Source organism: Alloyangia pacifica (genome assembly GCF_900116195.1).
GTDB lineage: Bacteria > Pseudomonadota > Alphaproteobacteria > Rhodobacterales > Rhodobacteraceae > Salipiger > Salipiger pacificus.
Genome location: NZ_FOZW01000023.1, coordinates 13,230 through 33,003 on the forward strand (window position 1 = coordinate 13,230; position 19,774 = coordinate 33,003).

At 68.2% G+C, this 19,774-nt stretch carries 18 protein-coding genes; 5 read left to right on the forward strand and 13 right to left on the reverse strand.

Annotation, left to right across the window (positions count from 1 at the left end):
• Positions 1 to 207 precede the first annotated feature (207 nt).
• The 6 genes from BM397_RS27425 to BM397_RS27450 form a co-directional block, all read right to left on the reverse strand.
• Entirely contained in the window at positions 208 to 3,597 is a 3,390-nt protein-coding gene (locus BM397_RS27425; RefSeq protein ID WP_092431031.1) for an efflux RND transporter permease subunit, read from the reverse strand.
• A 4-nt stretch (positions 3,598 to 3,601) separates the two neighbouring features.
• Positions 3,602 to 5,077, reverse strand: a complete 1,476-nt coding sequence (locus BM397_RS27430) for an efflux RND transporter periplasmic adaptor subunit (protein ID WP_092431033.1) — start codon at positions 5,075 to 5,077, stop codon at positions 3,602 to 3,604.
• 108 nt (positions 5,078 to 5,185) lie between these two features.
• Positions 5,186 to 5,728 carry a molybdenum cofactor biosynthesis protein B gene (gene moaB, locus BM397_RS27435; protein WP_092431034.1) on the reverse strand — a complete coding sequence of 181 codons (543 nt, stop codon included), beginning with the start codon at positions 5,726 to 5,728 and terminating at the stop codon, positions 5,186 to 5,188.
• A gap of 51 nt (positions 5,729 to 5,779) precedes the next feature.
• On the reverse strand, positions 5,780 to 6,370 hold the full coding sequence (locus tag BM397_RS27440; protein ID WP_245696263.1) for a hypothetical protein: 591 nt from the start codon (positions 6,368 to 6,370) through the stop codon (positions 5,780 to 5,782).
• Positions 6,367 to 7,158: a uracil-DNA glycosylase gene (locus BM397_RS27445; RefSeq protein ID WP_092431035.1), complete on the reverse strand. Its 792-nt coding sequence runs from the start codon at positions 7,156 to 7,158 to the stop codon at positions 6,367 to 6,369. Before BM397_RS27445 ends, BM397_RS27440 begins: the two co-directional genes overlap by 4 nt.
• 140 nt (positions 7,159 to 7,298) lie before the next feature.
• Complete coding sequence (locus tag BM397_RS27450; RefSeq protein WP_092431036.1) at positions 7,299 to 7,721, reverse strand: Fur family transcriptional regulator; 423 nt, start codon at positions 7,719 to 7,721, stop codon at positions 7,299 to 7,301.
• Between the two features lie 168 nt (positions 7,722 to 7,889).
• Here BM397_RS27450 and BM397_RS27455 point away from each other — a divergent pair, with 168 nt between their 5' ends.
• Genes BM397_RS27455 through BM397_RS27470 form a run of 4 tightly spaced genes read left to right on the forward strand, consistent with a single transcriptional unit; the run spans position 7,890 to position 11,381 of the window.
• Positions 7,890 to 8,810, forward strand: coding sequence for a metal ABC transporter substrate-binding protein (locus tag BM397_RS27455; RefSeq protein WP_092431038.1), 921 nt, complete (start codon positions 7,890 to 7,892; stop codon positions 8,808 to 8,810).
• The gene (locus tag BM397_RS27460) at positions 8,807 to 9,700 is read left to right on the forward strand and encodes a manganese/iron ABC transporter ATP-binding protein (RefSeq protein ID WP_092431039.1); all 894 of its coding nucleotides are present in this window, start codon (positions 8,807 to 8,809) and stop codon (positions 9,698 to 9,700) included. Before BM397_RS27455 ends, BM397_RS27460 begins: the two co-directional genes overlap by 4 nt.
• Positions 9,697 to 10,551, forward strand: coding sequence for a metal ABC transporter permease (locus BM397_RS27465; RefSeq protein WP_092431041.1), 855 nt, complete (start codon positions 9,697 to 9,699; stop codon positions 10,549 to 10,551). Before BM397_RS27460 ends, BM397_RS27465 begins: the two co-directional genes overlap by 4 nt.
• Complete coding sequence (locus BM397_RS27470; RefSeq protein WP_092431043.1) at positions 10,548 to 11,381, forward strand: metal ABC transporter permease; 834 nt, start codon at positions 10,548 to 10,550, stop codon at positions 11,379 to 11,381. The genes BM397_RS27465 and BM397_RS27470 overlap by 4 nt, the downstream gene beginning before the upstream one ends.
• On the opposite strand, the gene BM397_RS27475 is transcribed toward BM397_RS27470, so the two are convergent.
• The 5 genes from BM397_RS27475 to BM397_RS27495 form a co-directional block, all read right to left on the reverse strand.
• Positions 11,382 to 12,425 (reverse strand): L-idonate 5-dehydrogenase, encoded by a 1,044-nt coding sequence (locus tag BM397_RS27475; protein WP_176806965.1) that lies wholly within the window; start codon positions 12,423 to 12,425, stop codon positions 11,382 to 11,384.
• A 139-nt stretch (positions 12,426 to 12,564) separates the two neighbouring features.
• Positions 12,565 to 13,587 (reverse strand): zinc-binding alcohol dehydrogenase family protein, encoded by a 1,023-nt coding sequence (locus BM397_RS27480; protein ID WP_092431049.1) that lies wholly within the window; start codon positions 13,585 to 13,587, stop codon positions 12,565 to 12,567.
• Positions 13,584 to 14,396: an ATP-binding cassette domain-containing protein gene (locus BM397_RS27485; protein WP_218124943.1), complete on the reverse strand. Its 813-nt coding sequence runs from the start codon at positions 14,394 to 14,396 to the stop codon at positions 13,584 to 13,586. Before BM397_RS27485 ends, BM397_RS27480 begins: the two co-directional genes overlap by 4 nt.
• Positions 14,397 to 14,451: 55 nt before the next feature.
• Complete coding sequence (locus BM397_RS27490; RefSeq protein ID WP_092431050.1) at positions 14,452 to 15,396, reverse strand: ABC transporter substrate-binding protein; 945 nt, start codon at positions 15,394 to 15,396, stop codon at positions 14,452 to 14,454.
• A gap of 67 nt (positions 15,397 to 15,463) precedes the next feature.
• Positions 15,464 to 16,489: an ABC transporter permease gene (locus tag BM397_RS27495; RefSeq protein WP_092431052.1), complete on the reverse strand. Its 1,026-nt coding sequence runs from the start codon at positions 16,487 to 16,489 to the stop codon at positions 15,464 to 15,466.
• Between the two features lie 202 nt (positions 16,490 to 16,691).
• On the opposite strand from BM397_RS27495, the gene BM397_RS27500 reads away from it, so the two are divergent.
• Entirely contained in the window at positions 16,692 to 17,594 is a 903-nt protein-coding gene (locus tag BM397_RS27500; RefSeq protein ID WP_092431054.1) for a GntR family transcriptional regulator, read from the forward strand.
• A gap of 3 nt (positions 17,595 to 17,597) precedes the next feature.
• Here the strand turns inward: BM397_RS27500 and BM397_RS27505 are convergent, their stop codons facing one another.
• Both BM397_RS27505 and BM397_RS27510 read right to left on the reverse strand, forming a co-directional pair.
• Complete coding sequence (locus BM397_RS27505) at positions 17,598 to 18,581, reverse strand: aldo/keto reductase (RefSeq protein ID WP_245696264.1); 984 nt, start codon at positions 18,579 to 18,581, stop codon at positions 17,598 to 17,600.
• Positions 18,578 to 19,702 (reverse strand): mannitol dehydrogenase family protein, encoded by a 1,125-nt coding sequence (locus BM397_RS27510; RefSeq protein ID WP_092431056.1) that lies wholly within the window; start codon positions 19,700 to 19,702, stop codon positions 18,578 to 18,580. Before BM397_RS27510 ends, BM397_RS27505 begins: the two co-directional genes overlap by 4 nt.
• Positions 19,703 to 19,774 lie beyond the last annotated feature (72 nt).

The window sequence follows — 19,774 nt, forward strand, 5'->3', positions numbered from 1 at the left end:
GCTTCTGCCTCGCAAGCTAGGCTTTCCGCGCAGCAGCGCAGGACTCGCCGCACCCGATCGTTCAGCCACAAGCGGACTTTGGCGGCGGGGAAGCGTCGCTGTTAGATTTGCGTCGGCGCAGGTTCACTTGGGGCCCTCTTTCTCCGCTGGCCCGGGAGGCGCACTCCCAGCTTGCCCCAATGGCGCCAGTGGCCCGCAAGGCTGCCCCTAGGCCCGCGCCCGCCCCCTGACCAGTCCCAGGACCAGCACCGACGCCCAGACCAGCCCAAGCAGCGGCGCCACACCCGCGACGAAGAGCAGGAAGCCGGCGACCGTTGCCGGCAGCCCCGCCAGCGCGGACAGCTGCAGCGCGCCCGGCAGCGCCCCCTGCACCAGCAGGCTGCCCATGGTTGCAGCCAGCCAGCCCAGCACCAGCACGCCAAGCCCCAGCACCAGCGCGCGCACCCCGCCGTGGCGGTGCCGCGCGCCGCGGCGCAGGGCCGCGATACGGCGCGCGATATCGTGCTGCGCCGCCAGCAGCGCCGGCACAACGAGCAGCACCAGCAGCATGCCAAAGCCCAGCCCGTAGACCAGCGTGATCACCGTCGGCTTGAGGAACTGCGCGTCAGAGCTGCGCTCGTAGAGCAGCGGCGCGAGCCCCAGAACGGTGGTGGCCGTGGTCAGGAACACCGGACGCAGGCGGTCCGAGGCCCCGTCGATGATCGCCTGAAAGATGCCCCGGTCCGGCGCGTATTCGTCGATCTGCGTCACCAGCACGATGGAATCGTTGATGATGATGCCGGTCATGCCCAGCAGGCCGACCACGGTGAACATCGACAGCGGCACGTCCCAGAGCGCGTGGCCGTAGATCGCCCCGACCAGCCCGAAGGGGATCACCGCCATCACCACCAGGGGCCGCGTCCAGCTGGCGAAGACCCAGGCCAGCACGAGGTAGATGCCCAACAGCACCAGCACCAGCCCGGCGCCCGCGTCGGAGAGGAAATCCTGCTCGTCTTCGGCGAGTCCCGAGAGGTTGTACTCGACCTGCCGCTCGGCGGCGATGGCGGGCAGGATCTCGTCCTGCAGCGCCTGCACGATCTCGGCGGCGCGTTCGGCATCGTCCTCGGAGATGTCGCCGGTGACCGAGACCGTGCGCAGGCCGTTCTCGCGCCGAACGGTGGAAAAGCCGGTCTGCCGCGCGACGCGAACGATATCGGCAAGCTGCACATAGGCACCCTCGGGTGTCCGGATTTGCGTGCGCTCGAGGAAATCGGCGGTCTGCTCGCCCTCCGGCAGCTCGACCCGCACCTCGGCGCTGCGCGGGCCCACCGGGAATGTCGCCGCCTCGATGCCGCCGATGCGGTGGCGCAGCACCACGCCGAGATCATCAACGGTGAGACCAAGGGCCTGCCCCTGCGGGGTCAGCTCGAGCACCAGCTCGTCCTTGTCGTAGGACAGGTTGTCCTCCACCGCCGAGACCTCGGGGAAGCGCAGCACGGCGGTTTTCAGGTCTTCGGCCGCGTGCTTGAGCGTCTCGGCATCCGCGCCGTAGAACTGCACGTCGAGCGCATCGCCCCCCGGTCCCGAGCGCCAGCCGCGGAAGCTGATCACCTCGACCATCGGCATCTGCTCGACCCGTTCCTGCAGCGCGGCGACGAACTCGTAGCTGGAGTAGGGACGCAAATCGGGATCGATCAGCTCGATCGAGATCGCGCCCAGCTGGTCGGCCTCCTTGTTCTCGGCCTCGGCCAGCGCGCGCCCCGAATTGCCGCCGATCTCGGCGATCACGTAGTCGAGCGGGTTGCGGCCGTAGCGGTCCTCGTACTCGGCGGCGAGCGCCTCGGTGGCGCGCTGCATCTCGCGCATCTGCGCCAGCGTGTCGGCGCGCGTGGCACCGGGCGTCATGGCGAAGTTGCCGCTCACCGAGGGCCGTTCGGGCGAATTGAAGAACCGCCAGACCACGTCGCCGCGGATGAAGCTTGCCGCCTGCGAGGCGAGCAGCAGCACCGCCCCCGCGAGCACCACGTAGCGGGCCGCGATCACCCCGGCCATGAACGGGCGGAACAGCGTCTCGCGCATCCAGCGGAAGCCGCGGTTCACCATGCGCGAAGGCCAGTCGTACCAGTGATGTTCGGTCGACTTGGCGATGGCATGGGCCATGTGGTTGGGCAGGATCAGGAAGCATTCCACCAGGCTGGCGATCAGCACCACGATCACCGTGAAGGGGATGTCCGAGATCATCTGCCCGAAACGCCCGCCGATGGCGGTCAGCCCGAAGAAGGCGATCACCGTGGTCAGCGTCGAGCTGAACACCGGCAGCGCCATGCGCCGGGCGGCGGTCTCGGCCGCCTCGACCGGCGACAGGCCGCGTCGCCGGTGCAGGTGGTCGGCGTGCTCGCCCACGACGATGGCATCGTCGACCACGATCCCCAGCGTGATGATCAACGCGAAAAGCGAGATCATGTTGAGCGTCAGACCCGAGGCATACATCAGCGCCAGCGCGGCCAGCATCGCTGTCGGGATCCCCGCCGCCACCCAGAGCGCCGTGCGGGCGTTGAGGAAGAGGAACAGCAGCCCGACCACAAGCACCAGCCCCGACAGGCCATTGTGCAACAAGAGGTCGAGGCGGTTGGTGATTGCCTCGGCGCGGGTGCGGATCAGATCGATCGTCGTGCCGCCGGGCAGCACCGACTGGAACTCGCGCGCCACCTCGGCGACAGTCTGCTGGATCTTGATCGCGTCGCCGTCGGCAGAACGGTCCACCCGCACCGAGATCGCCGGGTGCTCGCCGACGAAATAGGCGCGCTCGCGGTCGATCCCCTCCTCGCGCAGCAGCGCCACGTCGCCGACGGTGAGCTTGGTGCCATCCGGCTCCGAGCGCAGGACGATGGCCGAGATGTCGCGCAGCGCGCGCTTTTCGACACCTGCGCGGACGCGGGCGTTGGCGCCGCTCACGTCCCCGGCGGGCGCGGCATCCACCTCGGCCGAGATCGCCTCCGCGATCTGCTGCATGGTGACGTCGTAGCCCAGCAGGTTGGCGGTGGGCACCTCGACGATGATCTGCGGCGCGGCGACGCCGCGGATGGTGGTTCGGGTCACCCCCTCAGCAAAGAGCCGCACGACGAACTCGTCGGCGAACCGCCCGAGCTGATCCACCCCCACCGGCCCGGTGATCACCACGTCGGTCACCCGGTCGCGCCAGCCGCCCGACGTCACCCGCGGATCATCGGCCTGCTCGGGCAGGTTATCGACGGAATCCACCGCCGTCTGCACGTCGTCGAGCGCCTTGGCCATGTTGTAATTGGGCTCGAACTCCAGCTCGATCCGCGCCGAGCCCTCGCGCGAGAGGCTCTCGGTGGCCACCACGCCCTCGACCGCCAGCAAGGTCGGCTCAAGGAGCTGCACGATGGCGTTGTCGATGTCCTGCGCCCCGGCCCCGTCCCAGCTGACGCGCACGTCGATCTCGTCCTCGATCACGTCGGGGAAATATTGCGCCCGCATGTTGGGCACAGCCAGAAGACCGGCGCCAAGCAGGATCACCAGCAGCAGGTTCGCCACGGTCCGGTGGCGGGTGAAATAGCTCAGCAGGCCGCTCGCGGAACCGGGGATGTGGCGCATCGGCTCAGCCCCCCATCCGCGCTTCGAGCCGCTCGATCACCTGCGCGGGCACCCGAGGTTCCAAAATCTGCGCCAGCAGCCGCTGCTTGGCCTCGGCGGGCATACCGTCGTTGCCCTCGATGAAAGCCACCAGCCGTGCACGGCGCTCCTCGGTCAGCTCCAGCATCGCCGCCTCGGCCTGCACATCGGGGCCAGTGGGCCCGCTCGTGGCCGCCTTGTCGAGCGGGCGGACCTTGATCCCTGCCCCCAGCAGCGGCGTGCGCTCAGCGACGACCAACCGGCCATCCAGCCCCGGTGCTCGGATGATCACCGAATCCCCCTGCCGGCGCAGCAGCTCGACCGAGATCGCTTCGAGCCGTTCCTCGCCGTCCAGCACCAGCACGTCTCCCGACGGTCCGAGTGCGGTGGCGGGCAACAGGGCCACCTGTTCCAGCGGCGACTCGTCGATCGTGACGGTGACGAAATCGCCCGGCTTGAAGCCGCGCGGCGTCTCGAGCGCGGCAAAGAGCAGCCGCCCGGTCTGGCCCTCGCCAACCGCCGCACCCTCGCGGGTCAGCGTGCCGAAGCTGCTCACCGAGGCGCCGTAGAAGTCCAGCGTCACCGTCACCGGCAATTCGCGCGGCCGGTCAGAGGCATTGAGCAGCTGCAGGTATTGCTGGGTCGACACGCGGAAGGCCACCTCCAGCGCCGTCGGGTCCACCAGCGTCGCCAGCATCTCGTTGGCCGAGACCCGCCGCCCGCCGACCACCGAGACCTCCTCGAGCTGGGCATCGAATCCGGCGCGGATCTCGGTCTCGTCGAGACGACGCTGCGCCTCGTCGAGCGCGATATGCGCGCGGGTCAGCGAGGTGGTGCTCTGGTCCACCCGCGCCTCGGCCTGCGCCAGCGCCTGTCGCCGCGTGACCACCGCCTGCCGCGCCGAGGAGGCGGAAAGCTCGGCTTCCTCGACCAGCGCCGAGGTGCCCACGCCGCGACTCTGCAGGTCGGCCTGCCGCTGGTAGGCCCGCTGGCGCAATTCGGCCTGTTCCTCGGCGGCGGCGAGCGCGTCCTTCTCCAGCTCCACCGCGCGGATCGCCTCGCGGCGCTCGGCCTCGGCATCGTGCAGGGCGCTCTGCGCGCGCTCCAGCTCGGCCTGCATGTCAGCCGGATCGATGCGCGCCAGAAGCGTGCCCGCCGCGACCCGCCCGCCCTCGACGAACTCGGGCGCAAGGTCGATCAGCGTGCCGCCGACGGCGCTGCGCAGCTCGAGCGTACGGCGGCTCTGGATCTCGCCGAAGGCGGTCATCACCGGCGCCACGGTCTCCAGCCGCACCGGCACCACGTTGACGGCGAACACCCTCTCGCGAGCCTGCGGGATGCGCGGGGTGTCGGTCAGATAGGCCTGCACGGCATCCCGCACCAGGATTCCGGCCCAGGCCAGCAGGCCCAGCGTCAGCGAAAGAAGAAAGAGCCCAACGAGGCTCCGCCGAAGAAACCGCATTTGATCGTCCCGCGAAATGGGAGGGAGGCACCCTCCTGTCTGGCTGCATTCAGCTTATGCCGACGTCCCGGCACAATCCAAGCCGTCACCACGCTCCGCGGGAGTGTATCATTTCCGCCGCTTGTGCTCCTCGAGCCGCGGAAAGATCTCGACGAAGTTGCAGGGCATGTGGCGGTAGTCGAGCTGCCAGCGCAGGATCTCGTCCCAGGCGTCCTTGCAGGCGCCGGTGCTGCCGGGCAGCGCAAAGAGGTAGGTGCCCCCCGCAACGCCGCCCGTGGCTCGCGACTGGACTGCGGATGTCCCGATTTTCTGCATGGAAACCATGGTGAAGACCGTGCCGAAGGCCTCGATCTCCTTCTCGTAGACGTCGCGGTGCGCCTCGACGGTCACGTCGCGGCCGGTCAGCCCGGTGCCGCCGGTCGAGATGATCACGTCGACCTCGGGGCTGGCGATCCAGGCGCGCAGCTGCGCCGAGATGGCAGCCCGGTCATCCTTCACGATTGCGCGATCCGCCAGCAGATGCCCTGCATCGGTCAGACGCTGCACCAGCGTGGCGCCCGAGCGGTCCTCGTCAAGGCCGCGGGTGTCGCTCACGGTCAGCACCGCGATGCGGACAGGGATGAACTCTCGGGTTTCGTCGATGCGGCTCATGCGGGCTCCATCAGGGCTCGGGTCACGGGGGTGTCTGCGACAGCCATAGCCTCACGGGCAGGGCTGCGCCACCGGCAGTCGCGGCACCGCGAAGATATGGGCAAAGCGCCGGGCCGCCTCGTCGGTGGCAAGGCTGCGGGCAAAGCGCACCCAGTCGGCCTCGGTCTCGGGCTGCGGGCAGGTGCCGCCCTGCGCCAGCCGGGCCTTGGCCAGCGCGGCGGTCAGCGCCTCCTCACGCAACTCCGGGGTGAGCGGCGGATAGGTGTTCTCGGCGGCAAAACGCGCGGCGCGCAGCAGCAGCGTCGCGAGCCGGTCACGTTCGGCGATGTTCAGAAGGTCGGGACAGAGCTGCACGGCGGCGGTGATCTCGACCAGCCGCGCCAGCGCGCAGCCCGCGGGCCCGTGGCCGCTCTGATCCTCTGCCCGTACCCCTGCCCCGTCGCGCCGCGTCAGGATCACCGGCCCCGGCAACTCGAGGATCTCCAGTCCCGGCGCAGGGTCCTCGACCTCGGCAGCCCGATCCCGAAAGAGCGCGGTGTAATCCGGCATGAAGCCGTCAGCGCTCGCCGAGCCCGCCATGGCCAGCAGCAGCGCGCAGATCGCGGCCCCGGCACCCCTGCGCCCGGCCCGCGCGCGCCTCACCCCAGCGCCTTCAGCTTGGCCTGCAGCTCCAGCAGGTCGGCCCAGGCCTGCCGCTTCATCGCGGGCTGGCGCAGCAGGTAGGCAGGGTGGAACATCGGCAGCGCCGGACGGCCCTCGGCCTCGGTCCAGGTGCCGCGCAGCCGGGTGATCCCGCGTTTGCCGAGCAGCGCATCGCAGGAAATATTGCCCATGATCACCACAAGGTCGGGATCGGCCAGCGCGATGTGCCGGGCAAGGAAGGGCCTCATCATCGCGATCTCTTCCGGACGCGGATCGCGGTTCTGCGGTGGCCGCCAGGGCAGCACGTTGGTGATGTAGACCGACTCCGCACGGCTGAGACCGATTGCGCCCAGCATCCGGTCGAGCAGTTGCCCGGCGCGCCCGACGAAGGGCTTGCCCTGCAGGTCCTCCTCGCGGCCCGGCGCCTCGCCGACGATCATTACCCGCGCGCCCGCCACCCCGTCACTGAAGACCAGGTTGCGCGCGCCGCGCTTCAGCTCGCAAAGCTCGAAGGCCGCCATCGCCGCCTGCAAAGCCTCGAGGCTGCCCGCGCCCCGCGCGGCGTCCTTGGCCAGGTGCACAGGGTCCGGCCCGGCCGGTTCGGCCATGGGTGCGGGCGCCCGCCCGCGCTCGGGCGTCGCCGCGGCGGGCTGAGCCCGCGCTGCCTGTTCCGCCGCTTCCAGCGCAAAACGGTCTACCGGCGCCTCGCCGATCGCCTCGTCGGCGCCCAGCTCCAGCTGCCAGTCCAGCGCCGCACGCGCCCAATGCCAGTCAATCCCCGAATCCATGGCCCGACACTAGCCGAGCGCGGCGGCAGAGCAAATCTCCCCTTGCTTCATCTTTCCCAAAATACTCATGCCGCCACCAGGGTCACGCGCCGCGCCGTGAGTATTTGCGGAAAGATGAAAGCCGTCGGCGCCGCCAGCGTTCAGGAGCGCGGCTTCTTGCGGGCGCGGATCAGCGTGTTGTGGCTGATGATCTCATAGCCCAGCCGCTCGACCAGCTCGCGCCGCAGCCGCTCGATCTCGGCGCTTTCGATCTCGATCACCTCGCCGGTGTCCACGTCGACGAGGTGGTCATGCTCGGCGGCCGGCGTCACCTCGAAGCGCGCAGGCTCGTGCTCGAAGCTGAGCTTGCGGATCAGCCCCGCCTCCTCCAGCGCCGAAAGCGTGCGGTAGACCGTGGCAAAGGAGACCGAGCCGTCGATCGCCTTGGTGCGGGCAAAGAGCTCGTCGGCATTGGGGTGGTCCTCGGACTCCATGAGCACGGACATCACGATCATGCGCTGCTGCGTCACGCGCAGCCCCGCATCGCGCAAGGCCTGGGCAAAATCGGTCGAGACCGCAGTCATGGGCAACTCCTGTTCAGGCCCGTTTGATAGCCCCGGTCCGGCAACGTGGCAACCACGCGGAGACGGCAAGGCGGTGCTCCGCACATAAATGAGAATCACTCGCATCTAGCTTGACTTCTGCGAATGCCTCGCATTTACATTTCCTCAAACACCCCGAGGAGGATCCCAATGCCCGCCAGCCGCCGCCCCTTCGTCGCCCTTGCCTGCCTTGGCCTGCTGATCGCCCAGCCCGCCGGCGCGGCGGAGAAGATGAAGGTGGTGACCACCTTCACCGTTCTCGCGGACATGGCGGCGCAGGTCGCCGGGGAGGCTGCCGAGGTAGTTTCGGTCACCAAGCCCGGCGCCGAGATCCATGGCTACCAGCCCACCCCGCGCGACATCGTGCGGGCGCAGGGGGCGGATCTGATCCTGTGGAACGGGCTGAACCTCGAGCTGTGGTTCGAGCAGTTCCTGTCGAACCTGCGGGACGTGCCCTCGGTGACGCTCTCCGACGGCATCGACCCGATCCCCATCGCCGCCGGCGCATATGAGGGCAAGCCCAACCCGCACGCCTGGATGGGGCTCGAGAACGCGCTGATCTACATCGACAACATCGAGACGGCCTTCGCCGAGAACGATCCCGCGAACGCCGAGACCTATGCCGCCAACGCCGCCGCATACAAGGACGCGCTGCGCAGCGCGCTCGAGCCGCTGCGCGCGCGGATCGCGGCCATCCCCGAAGAGCAGCGCTGGCTGGTGACCTGCGAGGGCGCCTTCAGCTACCTCGCCCGCGATTTCGGCATGAAGGAGCTCTACCTCTGGCCGATGAACGCCGACCAGATGGGCACGCCGCAACAGGTGCGCGCGGTGATCGACGGGGTGAGCGGCAACGACATCCCCGTGGTCTTCTGCGAAAGCACCGTCAGCACCCGCCCCGCCGAGCAGGTGGCGCGCGAGACCGGCGCGGCCTACGGCGGCGTGCTCTATGTCGACAGCCTCTCGGAGCCGGACGGGCCGGTGCCGAGCTATCTCGATCTGCTTGGCGTCACCGCGCGCACCATTGCCGAGGGGCTCGAGGCGGGCCTCGCCGAACAAGAAGCCGCGAAATGACCGGGACGCAGCCGGATATGAAAGACACTGGCATCATGGACGGCATCCGCGTCGAGGACGTTACCGTCACCTACCGCAACGGCCACACCGCGCTGCGCCGCGCCAGCTTCGAGATCCCGCGCGGCACGATCACCGCGCTCGTCGGGGTCAACGGCGCGGGCAAGTCGACGCTGTTCAAGGCGATCATGGGCTTCGTTCCGGTGGCGCAGGGCAGGATCACCCTGCTCGGCCAGTCGGTGAAGGCGGCGCTGAAGCAAAATCTCGTCGCCTACGTCCCGCAGTCGGAAGAGGTCGACTGGTCCTTCCCGGTGCTGGTCGAGGACGTGGTGATGATGGGCCGCTACGGCCACATGGGGTTCCTGCGGCGACCGTCGCAAGCCGACCACGCGGCTGTAGAGGCGGCGCTCGCGCGCGTCGGCATGACGGACTTCCGTTTGCGCCAGATCGGCGAGCTCTCGGGCGGCCAGAAGAAGCGCGTCTTCCTCGCCCGCGCGCTGGCACAGGAGGGCCAGGTGATCCTGCTCGACGAGCCCTTCACCGGCGTCGACGTGAAGACCGAGGCGCAGATCATCGCCCTGCTGCGCGAGTTGAAGGACGAGGGCCGGGTCATGCTGGTCTCCACCCACAACCTCGGCACGGTGCCCGAATTCTGCGACCGCACGGTGCTGGTCAAGGGCACGGTGCTCGCCTTTGGGCCGACCGAAACCACCTTCACCCGCGCCGCGCTGGAAGAGGCCTTCGGCGGCGTGCTGCGGCATTTCACCATCGAGGGCGCAGACCTGCACGACGACGAAGACCCCCGGAGGGTGTCGATCCTCACCGACGACGAACGCCCGCTGGTGCGCTACGGCGGCGAGATGCGCCGGGCCAAGCCGGAGGAGAGGGAATGAGCCTGCTCGAGCCCTTCACCTACGGCTACATGACCAACGCCATGTGGGTCTCGGCGCTGGTCGGCGCGGTCTGCGCCTTCCTGTCGAGCTACCTGATGCTCAAGGGCTGGTCGCTGATCGGCGACGCGCTCTCGCACTCGGTGGTGCCGGGTGTCGCGGGCGCCTACATGCTCGGCTTGCCTTTCGCGCTCGGCGCCTTCCTCTCGGGAGGGTTGGCGGCGGCCGCGATGCTGCTGCTCTCGGACCGCTCGGGGCTGAAGAGCGACGTGATCATCGGGCTGATTTTCACCTCCTTCTTCGGGCTCGGGCTGTTCATGGCCTCGGTAAATCCCATGGCCGTGTCGATCCAGACCATCACCATGGGCAATATCCTTGCCATCACCCCCGCCGACACGCTGCAACTGGCAATCATCGGCGTCCTGTCGCTGGCGGTGCTGCTGGCCAAGTGGAAGGACCTCATGGTGGTGTTCTTCGACGAGGGCCATGCGCGCTCGATCGGGCTGCGGCCGGGGCTGCTCAAGGCGCTGTTCTTCACGCTGCTCTCGGCCTGCGTGGTGGCGGCGATGCAGACCGTCGGGGCTTTTCTGGTGATCGCCATGGTGGTGACCCCGGGTGCCACCGCCTACCTGCTCTGCGACCGCTTTCCGCGGCTGATCCTGACCTCGGTGGCGATCGGCACGGCGACCAGCTTCGCGGGCGCCTATCTGAGCTATTTCCTTGACGGCGCGACCGGCGGCATCATCGTGCTCTTGCAGACGGCGATCTTCCTGCTGGCCTTCACCTTCGCGCCCAAACACGGACGCCTCGCGGCCCACCGCAAGGCCCGCGCGGCGCTGGAGGAGGCAGCATGATCGAGGCCCTCACCCTGCCCTTCCAGTTTCCGTTCATGCAGAACGCCTTCGTGATCTGCGCCATCGTCGCCATCCCCTGCGCGCTGCTCTCGTGCTTCCTCGTGCTCAAGGGCTGGGCGCTGATGGGCGATGCGATCAGCCATGCGATCCTGCCGGGCGTGGTGCTGGCCTATATCCTGAACCTGCCGCTGATCCTCGGGGCGTTCGGCGCGGGCATGTTTACCGCGCTTGCAACCGGATTTCTGGCCGGCAACAGCCGGGTCAAGCAGGACACGGTGATGGGCGTGGTCTTCTCGGGCATGTTCGCGCTCGGCATCGTGCTCTACACGCAGATCCACACCAACGTGCACCTCGACCACATCCTCTTCGGCAACATGCTGGGTGTCGGCGCCGAGGACCTCTGGACCGCCGGGCTGATTTCTCTGGTCGTGGCGGGCGCGCTGCTGCTGAAATGGAAAGACCTGCTGCTGCACGCCTTCGATCCGGCGCAGGCGCGGGCGAGCGGGCTATCGGTGGGGCTGCTGCACTACGGTCTGCTGACGCTGATCTCGCTGGCCATCGTGGCGACGCTCAGCGCCACCGGGCTGATCCTTGCCGTGGGGCTGCTGATCGCGCCGGGGGCCATCGGCTTCCTGATCGCACGCAGCTTCGGCAGAATGATGATCGCGGCCTCTGCCGCCTGCCTCTTCGCTATGCTGGCGGGGACCTACCTGAGCTTCTTCCTCGACAGCGCCCCGGCGCCGACGATCATCCTGATCCTGACCGCGATCTTCCTCGCGGCGTTGGTCCGGCGCGGGATCCTCACGCGCCGGGCGTCCGCTCAGGTCTGATCAGGGCGCCGGAAAGGCGATCTGCACCTTCATCGCACGGGTCTTGTCGGCGGCCAGCTCGAAGGCCTCCTGCGCCTGCGCCACCGGCAGAACGCCGGTGAGCAGCGGTTTCACGTCGAGCCGCCCGCTGTCGATCAGCCGCGCCGCCGTGGCGAACTCCGGATCGAAGCGGAAGCTGCCCATGAGGCGCAACTCCTTGGCGACGATCACCGTCATCGGCAGCGGCGTTTCCGGCCCGAGGCCGACGGTCACCATCTTGCCGCGCGGGCGCAGAATGGAGCAGCCAGCAACCACAGCTGCCGGAGCCCCCGAGCATTCGAAAAGCACATCGACCTGCCCCTTGCCCGCTTGCAACCCCTCCAGCGCGCCTTCGTGACCGGCGAGGTTGATCACCCGGTCCGCCCCCATGGTCTTGGCCACATCCAGCGCGGAGGCCGAAATGTCGGTCGCCACGATCTCCTCGGCACCGGCGAGCTTCGCCGCCGCAATGGTCAGGCAGCCGATCGGGCCGCAACCCGAGACCGCCACACGCTTGCCGATCAGGCTGCCCGCCTGCGCCACCGCATGCAGGCAGACCGCCAGCGGCTCGGACATGGCGGTGAGCGCAAGATCGGCCTTGTGCGACAGCCGCACCGCTTGCCGCGCCGGCAGCGTCAGTTGCGCGCGGAAGAATCCCTGCTCGTGCGGAAAGCGCATAGCCGAGCCGGCGAAACGCATGTCGAGGCAATGGTTGGCCATGCCGCGCAGGCAGTACTCGCAGTCGTTGCAGGGGCGCGAGGGGTTGATCGCCACACGGTCGCCTTCCGAGAGGCCACTGACCCCGGCGCCAATGTCGGTAATGATCCCCGACACCTCGTGCCCCAGCGCCATGGGCTCGCGGATGCGGATCGTGCCGAAGCCACCATGCAGGTAATAATGCAGGTCCGAGCCGCAGATGCCGCCATGGCTCACGGCGATGCGCACTGCGCCCGGCCCGGGGGTCGGGGCGCCCTGCATGGTATCCAGCCGCAGGTCCTTCGGGGCGTGGATGACGACGGCCTCCATCAGGCGCGTCCTGCCGGCATCGGGGTCGCGGATCGGGTCATGGGCTGTCTCCTCTGCGGCGCGACGGGCGCCTGTCCTCGCGGACAGCTAGACAGGCGCAGGGACGGGTTTCAAGGCGAAAAACCGGGCGCCCGGCGGCTCACCGCAGCGGGGTGACCACCGCCTTGATCAATGCGTCGCGGTCCTTGGCCAGCAATGGAAACCGCTCGGGCAGCTCGGCCAGCGCGATGCGCTCCGAGAGCAGCGCATCCGTGTCGATGTCCCCCGCGGCAATCGCCACCATCACCCGCTCGAAATCCGCCTTCAGCGCGTTGCGCGAGCCGATGATCCGCGTCTCGCGCTTGTGGAACTCGGCGTCCTCGAAGGTGATCCGATCCTTCACCACGCTGACCAGCACGTAGGTCGAGCCATGCGCCAGAAGCGGGAAGCCCGCCTCGATCGCCTTTGCGTTACCGGTGGCGTCGAAGATCAGGTCGAAACCGTCCGACAGGTCCCCCTCGAGGATCGGTTCTCCCGCCACATGCAGGTGCTCGAACCCGAAGAGCCGCTGCGCCTGCTCGAGCCGCGCCGGGCTGAGGTCCATCAGGTGCACCTCGGCGCCTTCGAGCCGGGCAAACAGCGCGGTGCCGAGACCGATCGGCCCCGCCCCCGTCACCAGCACCCGGTCGCCGGGCGCGATACCCGAGCGGCTCACAGCATGGGCACCGATGGCAAGGAACTCGACCATCGCCGCCTGCTCGGGGCGCAGGTCCCCGGCGGCGTAGAGATTGCCTGCCGGCACCGCGATGCGCGCGCAGAGCCCGCCGTCGCGGTGAACACCGAGAACCTCGATGGACATGCAGCAGTTGGGCTTGCCACGCTTGCAGGCCCGGCACTCGCCGCAGGAAAGATAGGGGTTGATCACGACGAGCTCGCCCGCACGCCAGCCCGCCGCATCCTCTGCGACATGGCCCGAGAGCTCGTGACCGATCACCCGGGGGTACTGCAAGAACGGGTGCTTGCCCTCGAGAATGTGGTAGTCGGTGCCACAAAGGCCGACCGCCGCGATATCCACCAGCACCCAGCCCTCGGGCGCGCTGGCGGGCTTCGGTCGCGCCTCGAGCGCGAAGGCCCCCGGCTCCACGCAAGTGCCGCAGAGCATGGTCTCGGTGTGGCTGTTCATTGCGCCGCCTCCAGGTTGCGCGGCCGCCAGTCGGTCGGCAGCTCGCCCTTGATGATCAGCGACAGGATATCATCCTTGTGCACCTCGTCGATGGGGTGGGCGCCGACAAGCTTGCCCTTGTTCATCACCACCACCCGGTCGCAAAGGTCGAAGACGTCGTGCATGTCGTGGCTGACGAGGAAGATGCCGATGCCCTGCGCCCGCAGCTTGCGGATGAGATCGGCGACCATCGCCGTCTCCGACGGGCCGAGCGCCGCGGTGGGCTCGTCCATGATCAGGATCTTCACGTCGAAGTAGATGGCGCGAGCGATCGCGATGACCTGCCGCTGGCCGCCCGAGAGGCTCGACACCGGGTCCTTGAGATTGGTGAAATTGGGGTTCAGCGTCGCCAGCACCTTGCGCGCCTCGGCCAGCATGCGCTTGTCGTCGAGGTTGCCGAGGCGGGTCTTCAGCTCGCGCCCAAGGAACAGGTTCGACGGCGCGTCGAGGTGATCGGCCAGCGCCAGCGTCTGGTAGATGGTCTCGACCCCATGCGCCCGCGCGTCCTGCGGCGAGCCCATCTCGACAACGTCGCCGCCGATGCGGATCTCGCCGTGGCTGGGGGCCATGGCACCCGACAGGATGCGCATCAGGCAGGACTTGCCCGCGCCGTTATGGCCGAGCACGCCGACCACCTCGCCCGGGCGCAGATCGAGCGAGACGCCGTCCACCGCCACAACGCCGCCGAAGTGTTTCTCGATGCCCCGCATCTCGACGAGGGGGGCGGCCTCGGCGTCGAACCGGGCGGGGGCAAGCTGGGTCTGGCTCATGCTGCGCTTCCTTCCGTGGGTCTGGCCGGGGCCGCGAGGGCCCCGGCCGCATCGCTCAGTAGAGCACGTTCTGCGCTTCGGGCGCGTCGATGTTGTCCTTGGTCACCAGCACGACGCCGGTGTCGATGAAGGACTCGATCTTGTTGCCTGCCAGCACGTCCATCACCGCGTTCACCCCCAGCTCACCCATCTGGAACGAGCCCTGCACCGCGATCGCCTCGAGCGTGCCGTTGCGCACGAACTCCTGCAGGTCGGCGTTGCCGTCAAAGCCGAAGGCGGCGATCTGACCGGCCTTGCCGGCCTGTTCGATGGCCCGGCCCATGCCCACGGCGGTGGGCTCGTTGGCGCCGAAGATGCCCACGAGATCCGGGTTCGCCGCCAGCACATCTGTGGTCTGGTTCAGCGCGTTGGCCATCTGCGACTGCGAGTAATACGGGCCGACGATCTCCAGCGAGGAGTTGGCGGCAAGGTAGTCGCTGAAACAGCCGACGCGGCCGATCTCGGAGCCGACGCCCGCGACATAGGACATGACGGCGACCTTGCCCTCGGTGCCCACCTTGTCGATCATCGCGCTGGCGACCAACTCGCCCGCCGCACAGTTGTCGGTCGAGAGGAACGCCTGGTAGGTGCCCTCGGCGCTGTCGGTCAGGGCAGAGTCGATGATCACCACCGGGATCGCGGACTCGTAGGCACGCTTCACCGCCGGGGCCAGCGCCTCGGGGTCCGAGGGTGCCAGCACGATGCCCGCGACGCCGCGGTTGATGGCGTTCTCGACGAGGTTCACCTGATCGGCGATGGCGCTCTCGGTGGCCGGGCCGTCGAACGTCATCGTGTGCTCGGACTGGCCCTCGATCGCCGCCGTGGCGCCGAGGTTCACGTTCTGCCAGAAGTTCGAGCTGGTGGTCTTGACGATCACCGCGATCTCGCCCGCCTGGGCGGCACCCGCCGCGGTCAGCGCCAGCGCGCTTGCCGCCATGAGCTTGGTCAGTCTTCCGTTCATCCTGTCTTTCCTCCCTAGATGACAGTCTTCGTTGGAAATTTTAGGTCGGTCGGGGGCGCGCCTCGCCTCAGCGGCGGTTGCGCAGCTGGTCGATGTAGACGGCGCCGATGACGACGAAGCCGATGACGATCTGCTGGATGAAGGACGACACGCCGCCCATGTTCAGCCCGTTGCGCAGCACGCCGATGATGAAGGCGCCGATCATCGTGCCCGAGATGCCGCCGACGCCGCCCATCAGCGAGGCGCCCCCGATCACCGCCGCGGCGATGGCGTCGAGCTCGTACATCACGCCCTCGCTCGGCTGGGCGGTGATCAGCCGCGACATCAGCACGTTGCCCGCCACACCGGCGAGCGCGCCGGAGAGCGTGTAGGCAATGAGTTTCGTGCGATCCACCAGCACGCCCGACAGTCGCGCCGCTTCCTCGTTGGAGCCGGTGGCGTAGATGTGCCGCCCGATGGCGCGGCGGCGCAGCATGTAGGAGGCCGCGATGGCGATCACCACCAGCAGGATCGCCGGGTAGGGAATGCCAGGGAAGATAACCCGCGGAAACCCGTTATCGCCCATCTCGACCATGCGGAAGAGCGCACCGTTGCCGAGCACCCCGAAGGCCTCGCCGAGCTGCGAGATCGGCGCCGCGCCGGTCAGCTGCAGCGCCGCGCCGCGGGCGATCAGCATCATGCCCAGGGTGGCGACGAAGGGCGTGATCTTCATCTTGGTGACGACGAAACCGTTGAACAGGCCGCAGGCCGCCCCCATGCAGACACCCAGCATCATCGCGGGCACCACCGGCACACCGGCCTTGACCATCATGCCCGTGACCGTGCCCGAGAGCGCCAGCACCGAGCCGACGCTGAGATCGATGCCGCCGGTGATGATCACCATGGTCATGCCGATGCCCAGCAGGCCGATGACCGAGGTCTGCAGCAGGATGGTCAGCGTGTTGTTCACCGACAGGAAGGCCGGGCTGGCAAAGGAAAAGGCGATGACGAGGATCGCCAGCGTCAGCAGCGCCGAGATGCGGTGAAAAGCGGCGGTCGAGCTGGGCAGCATGCGCGTCCAGGCGCCTTGCGACGGCTGCGAGATATTGGCCATGGGTCCTCCCGGGGTCCTCGGACAGTGCCGGATCATGGTCCCTCCCCCACGCGGCACAAAATTATTAAAAACAAGGTGTCGTGATGCTTGACCGGGGTCAAGTGTTTTTAATAATTTAATTCATCGGTAAAATACCAAGTCGCCCATCTGAAAGGACCACATGACGCACGATCAGCCAAACCGGTCCGCAGGGTCCTGACCCATGGCCCGCAGCGACACCCGCTTCCGCGAGACCTACAACGCCTTGCTCGAGCTCTGCGCCGGGCTGTCCCCCGACGACTCGCTGCCTTCGGAGAACGCCCTCGGCGACCGGCTCGGGGTCAGCCGCACCGTTGTGCGCGCCTGCCTGCAGCGCGCCTCGGACGATGGGTTGATCCGCTGGGAGGGCCGCGAGAAGACGCTGCTCCGCGCCCCGCGCGACGGTGACCGAATGCCCCTCGAGCTGCAGACCGAGGACCCCGAAACGCTGGAGCAACGCTTTCTCGAATGGATCCTGCGTTTCGACGTCCCCGCAGGGACGCCACTCAACGTCGCGGCCCTGTCACGCGAGTTCGGCGTGACGCCGCAGCTGTTGCAGGAGTTCCTCGCCGGGCTCAGCCGCTTCGGCCTCGTCGAGCGGCGCAAGAAGGGCGGCTGGCTGCTGCTCGGCTTCACCGCCGGTTTCGCCGTGGAGCTCTCGGAATTCCGCAGCCTGCTCGAGTTGAACGCCGTCCAGCATCTCGTCACCCTGCCCGGCAGCCATCCGATCTGGCCGAAGCTGGAGGCGCTGCGTGCCGAGCACCTCGACCTGCTCGACCGGATCGAAACCGACTTCCACGACTTTTCGCCGCTCGACGAACGGTTTCACGCGACGATCAACTCGGTGGTGCAGAACCGCTTTGTCGCCGAGTTCCAGAAGGTGATCGCGCTGATCTTCCACTACCATTACATGTGGGACAAAACACTGGAAAGACACAGGAACCAAGCTGCCATCGGCGAGCATGTCGCCCTGCTCGACGCACTATTGCTGCGCGACGCGGCGGGGGCGGAGCAGGCAGCGCGGCGGCATCTTCTGACGTCGAAGACGACGCTGCTCTCCTCGCTCCGCGACCACCGTCTGGGTTGAGGCTCAGGCGAAGAGCGCCTCCGTCCCCGCGGGGACAGGGGCCTTCAGCGCGTCGAGGTTGCGCGTCAGGCTAGAGGCCTTCGACGTTCCGAGCAGCACCGAGGCCGTCGCCGGATGGCCCAGCGCGAATTGCAGCGCGGCGGTGGCCAGCGGCATGCCAAGCGCTTCAGCGTCCCTTTGCAGCTCGGCAACGCGGTCCAGCACCTCCTTCGGCGCGGGGCCATAGTCATAGGTCGCCCCCTCGACCGGCCCCGTCGCGAGGATGCCGGAGTTGAACACCCCGCCAAGCACGAGGCTCGTCCCCGCCTCGCGGCAGCGCGGCACCAGCGCCTCCTCGGCGGAGCGGTCGAGCAGCGTCAGCCGCCCGGCGAGCAGGATGACGTCGATCGGCCCGTGATCCATTACGTCGAGGCAGACCTGGCACTCGTTCACCCCAAGACCGAAGGCGCCGATCTTCCCGGCCTCCTTGAGCTTGACCAACGCCTCGTAGCCACTGCCGAAGAACGCGTCCATGTGCCCGGCGTTGGCCGCCTCCCCGTGGGTATAGGCGCCAATGTCATGCACATAGGCAATGTCGAGCCGGGTCACCCCAAGCCGCCCGCAGGCCTGCTCGAAACTCTCACGGATGCCGTCGCCCGAGTAGTCGTAACTCATCAGGTTGGGCAGCGGCTCGATGTAGCTGTCGGCCTCGGCGATCGGTTCGGGCGACGGCGACAGCACCCTGCCGAGCTTCGACGACAGGGCGAAACTGTCCCGGTCGCGGCCCTTCAGAAAACGCCCCAGCCGGGTCTCGGAGAGGCCCCGACCATAGTGCGGCGCGGTGTCGAAATAGCGGATGCCCGCATCCCAGGCTGTCTGGAGAACCGCCTCGGCGTCCGCATCGGTCACCTTCCGGTAAAGATTGCCGATGCTCGCGCAGCCGAAGGCGACCTCAGTCACCTCGACGCCCGTTTTGCCGATGGTCCTCGTGTTCATGGGGGTCTTCATGCGGTTTCCTCCCTGCGTGCCAACGCGGCGTTGATCCGCGGTTTCTCCGTGCGATCGCCCTGCCCGCGCGCCCATGTGACGAAGGCGGCGAGACGGCGCTCGAGTTTTTCTGAATGGTTCTGCGCGATGTCCGAAAGCCCGTGGTCAAGGAACGGATTGGCGAAACGGTCCAGCGTCTCGGCCACATAGGCGGTTGCCGCCGCGCCCTCGCCCGCCGCGGCGAAGCCGGGCAGAACCTCCTCGCGGTAGAGCGTCTCCAGTGCGGCGCGGCGCTCGGGGTCGGCCAGAACCTCGCGCACCAGAGCCGGGCCTTGCCGCCCCTCGTCCAGCCAGCGCGAGACCATCCATGTGTGACCCAGGTTGAGGATGAAGAGCTTCAGCCGCTCCACCTTGCCGAGATCGGCCACCACCTGCACATCGGGATGGGCGCAGGGCAGGATCAGGCCGGGGCGATCCTCGATGGCCCAGAGCGCATAGGGCTCGGCCACGGCCCCGGCGGGCTCCAGCGGTTCCGAGACGATCCGGTCGACCAGCGAGTTGACCCAGAGCACATCGGTGCTGAGCCAGTCGCGGAAGGCCCCGGGCAGTTCGGCGGAGGCCTCCAGAACGAGTTCGCGCAGCGTGTCGCCGTTGTTCTGGACGAGCTCGGTCGGCATGACCTGGATGCGCGCGCCACCCGCCTCGAAGCGGGCGAGCAGCAGCCGGGCAAGCTTGCCGGGATAGGACATCTCCTGCAGCGGTTGCGTCTCCGCCGTGGCGTCGGCCGGCCGAGCGCGGAAGCCGGCATCGGCGGTATTCGACAGGATGATCTGAACCTCGCCGCGCACGAGGTCCAGAAGCGCCTCCATGTCAGTGGCGGTGCTGAGTGTCCGTCTCACGCTTGTGACCCGGTGCTCCTCATCCACCTCCTGTCCTGCGCGCAGCCCCCTGAGACGGACGGGATAGCCCTCGGGCGCGGTCAGCCCGCCGAGCCGCGCCGCCCGCGCGGGATCACCGGAAGACTGGACCACGGTGACGGGGCCAAGCGCCTCACCCCGGGCCAGCGCATCGGACAGGAACAGGTCCACATGCGCCTGCAGGAAGCGGCTGGTGCCGAATTGCAGGATCGGCGTGCTGAGCATGGTGTCTCCTCCTCCTGCCCGGGCGCGGCCGCCTCCTCCGGCGACCGCATATTTGGTTTTTTATTATTGAGT

Excerpts from the sequence above, each read along its gene's own strand:
- BM397_RS27425 (WP_092431031.1), bottom strand. The coding sequence starts at position 3,597 with ATGCGCCACATCCCCGGTTCCGCGAGCGGCCTGCTGAGCTATTTCACC.
- BM397_RS27430 (WP_092431033.1), bottom strand. The coding sequence starts at position 5,077 with ATGCGGTTTCTTCGGCGGAGCCTCGTTGGGCTCTTTCTTCTTTCGCTG.
- moaB (WP_092431034.1), bottom strand. The coding sequence starts at position 5,728 with ATGAGCCGCATCGACGAAACCCGAGAGTTCATCCCTGTCCGCATCGCG.
- BM397_RS27445 (WP_092431035.1), bottom strand. The coding sequence starts at position 7,158 with ATGGATTCGGGGATTGACTGGCATTGGGCGCGTGCGGCGCTGGACTGG.
- BM397_RS27450 (WP_092431036.1), bottom strand. The coding sequence starts at position 7,721 with ATGACTGCGGTCTCGACCGATTTTGCCCAGGCCTTGCGCGATGCGGGG.
- BM397_RS27455 (WP_092431038.1), top strand. The coding sequence starts at position 7,890 with ATGCCCGCCAGCCGCCGCCCCTTCGTCGCCCTTGCCTGCCTTGGCCTG.
- BM397_RS27460 (WP_092431039.1), top strand. The coding sequence starts at position 8,807 with ATGACCGGGACGCAGCCGGATATGAAAGACACTGGCATCATGGACGGC.
- BM397_RS27465 (WP_092431041.1), top strand. The coding sequence starts at position 9,697 with ATGAGCCTGCTCGAGCCCTTCACCTACGGCTACATGACCAACGCCATG.
- BM397_RS27470 (WP_092431043.1), top strand. The coding sequence starts at position 10,548 with ATGATCGAGGCCCTCACCCTGCCCTTCCAGTTTCCGTTCATGCAGAAC.
- BM397_RS27475 (WP_176806965.1), bottom strand. The coding sequence starts at position 12,425 with ATGGAGGCCGTCGTCATCCACGCCCCGAAGGACCTGCGGCTGGATACC.
- BM397_RS27480 (WP_092431049.1), bottom strand. The coding sequence starts at position 13,587 with ATGAACAGCCACACCGAGACCATGCTCTGCGGCACTTGCGTGGAGCCG.
- BM397_RS27485 (WP_218124943.1), bottom strand. The coding sequence starts at position 14,396 with ATGAGCCAGACCCAGCTTGCCCCCGCCCGGTTCGACGCCGAGGCCGCC.
- BM397_RS27490 (WP_092431050.1), bottom strand. The coding sequence starts at position 15,396 with ATGAACGGAAGACTGACCAAGCTCATGGCGGCAAGCGCGCTGGCGCTG.
- BM397_RS27495 (WP_092431052.1), bottom strand. The coding sequence starts at position 16,489 with ATGGCCAATATCTCGCAGCCGTCGCAAGGCGCCTGGACGCGCATGCTG.
- BM397_RS27500 (WP_092431054.1), top strand. The coding sequence starts at position 16,692 with ATGGCCCGCAGCGACACCCGCTTCCGCGAGACCTACAACGCCTTGCTC.
- BM397_RS27505 (WP_245696264.1), bottom strand. The coding sequence starts at position 18,581 with ATGAAGACCCCCATGAACACGAGGACCATCGGCAAAACGGGCGTCGAG.
- BM397_RS27510 (WP_092431056.1), bottom strand. The coding sequence starts at position 19,702 with ATGCTCAGCACGCCGATCCTGCAATTCGGCACCAGCCGCTTCCTGCAG.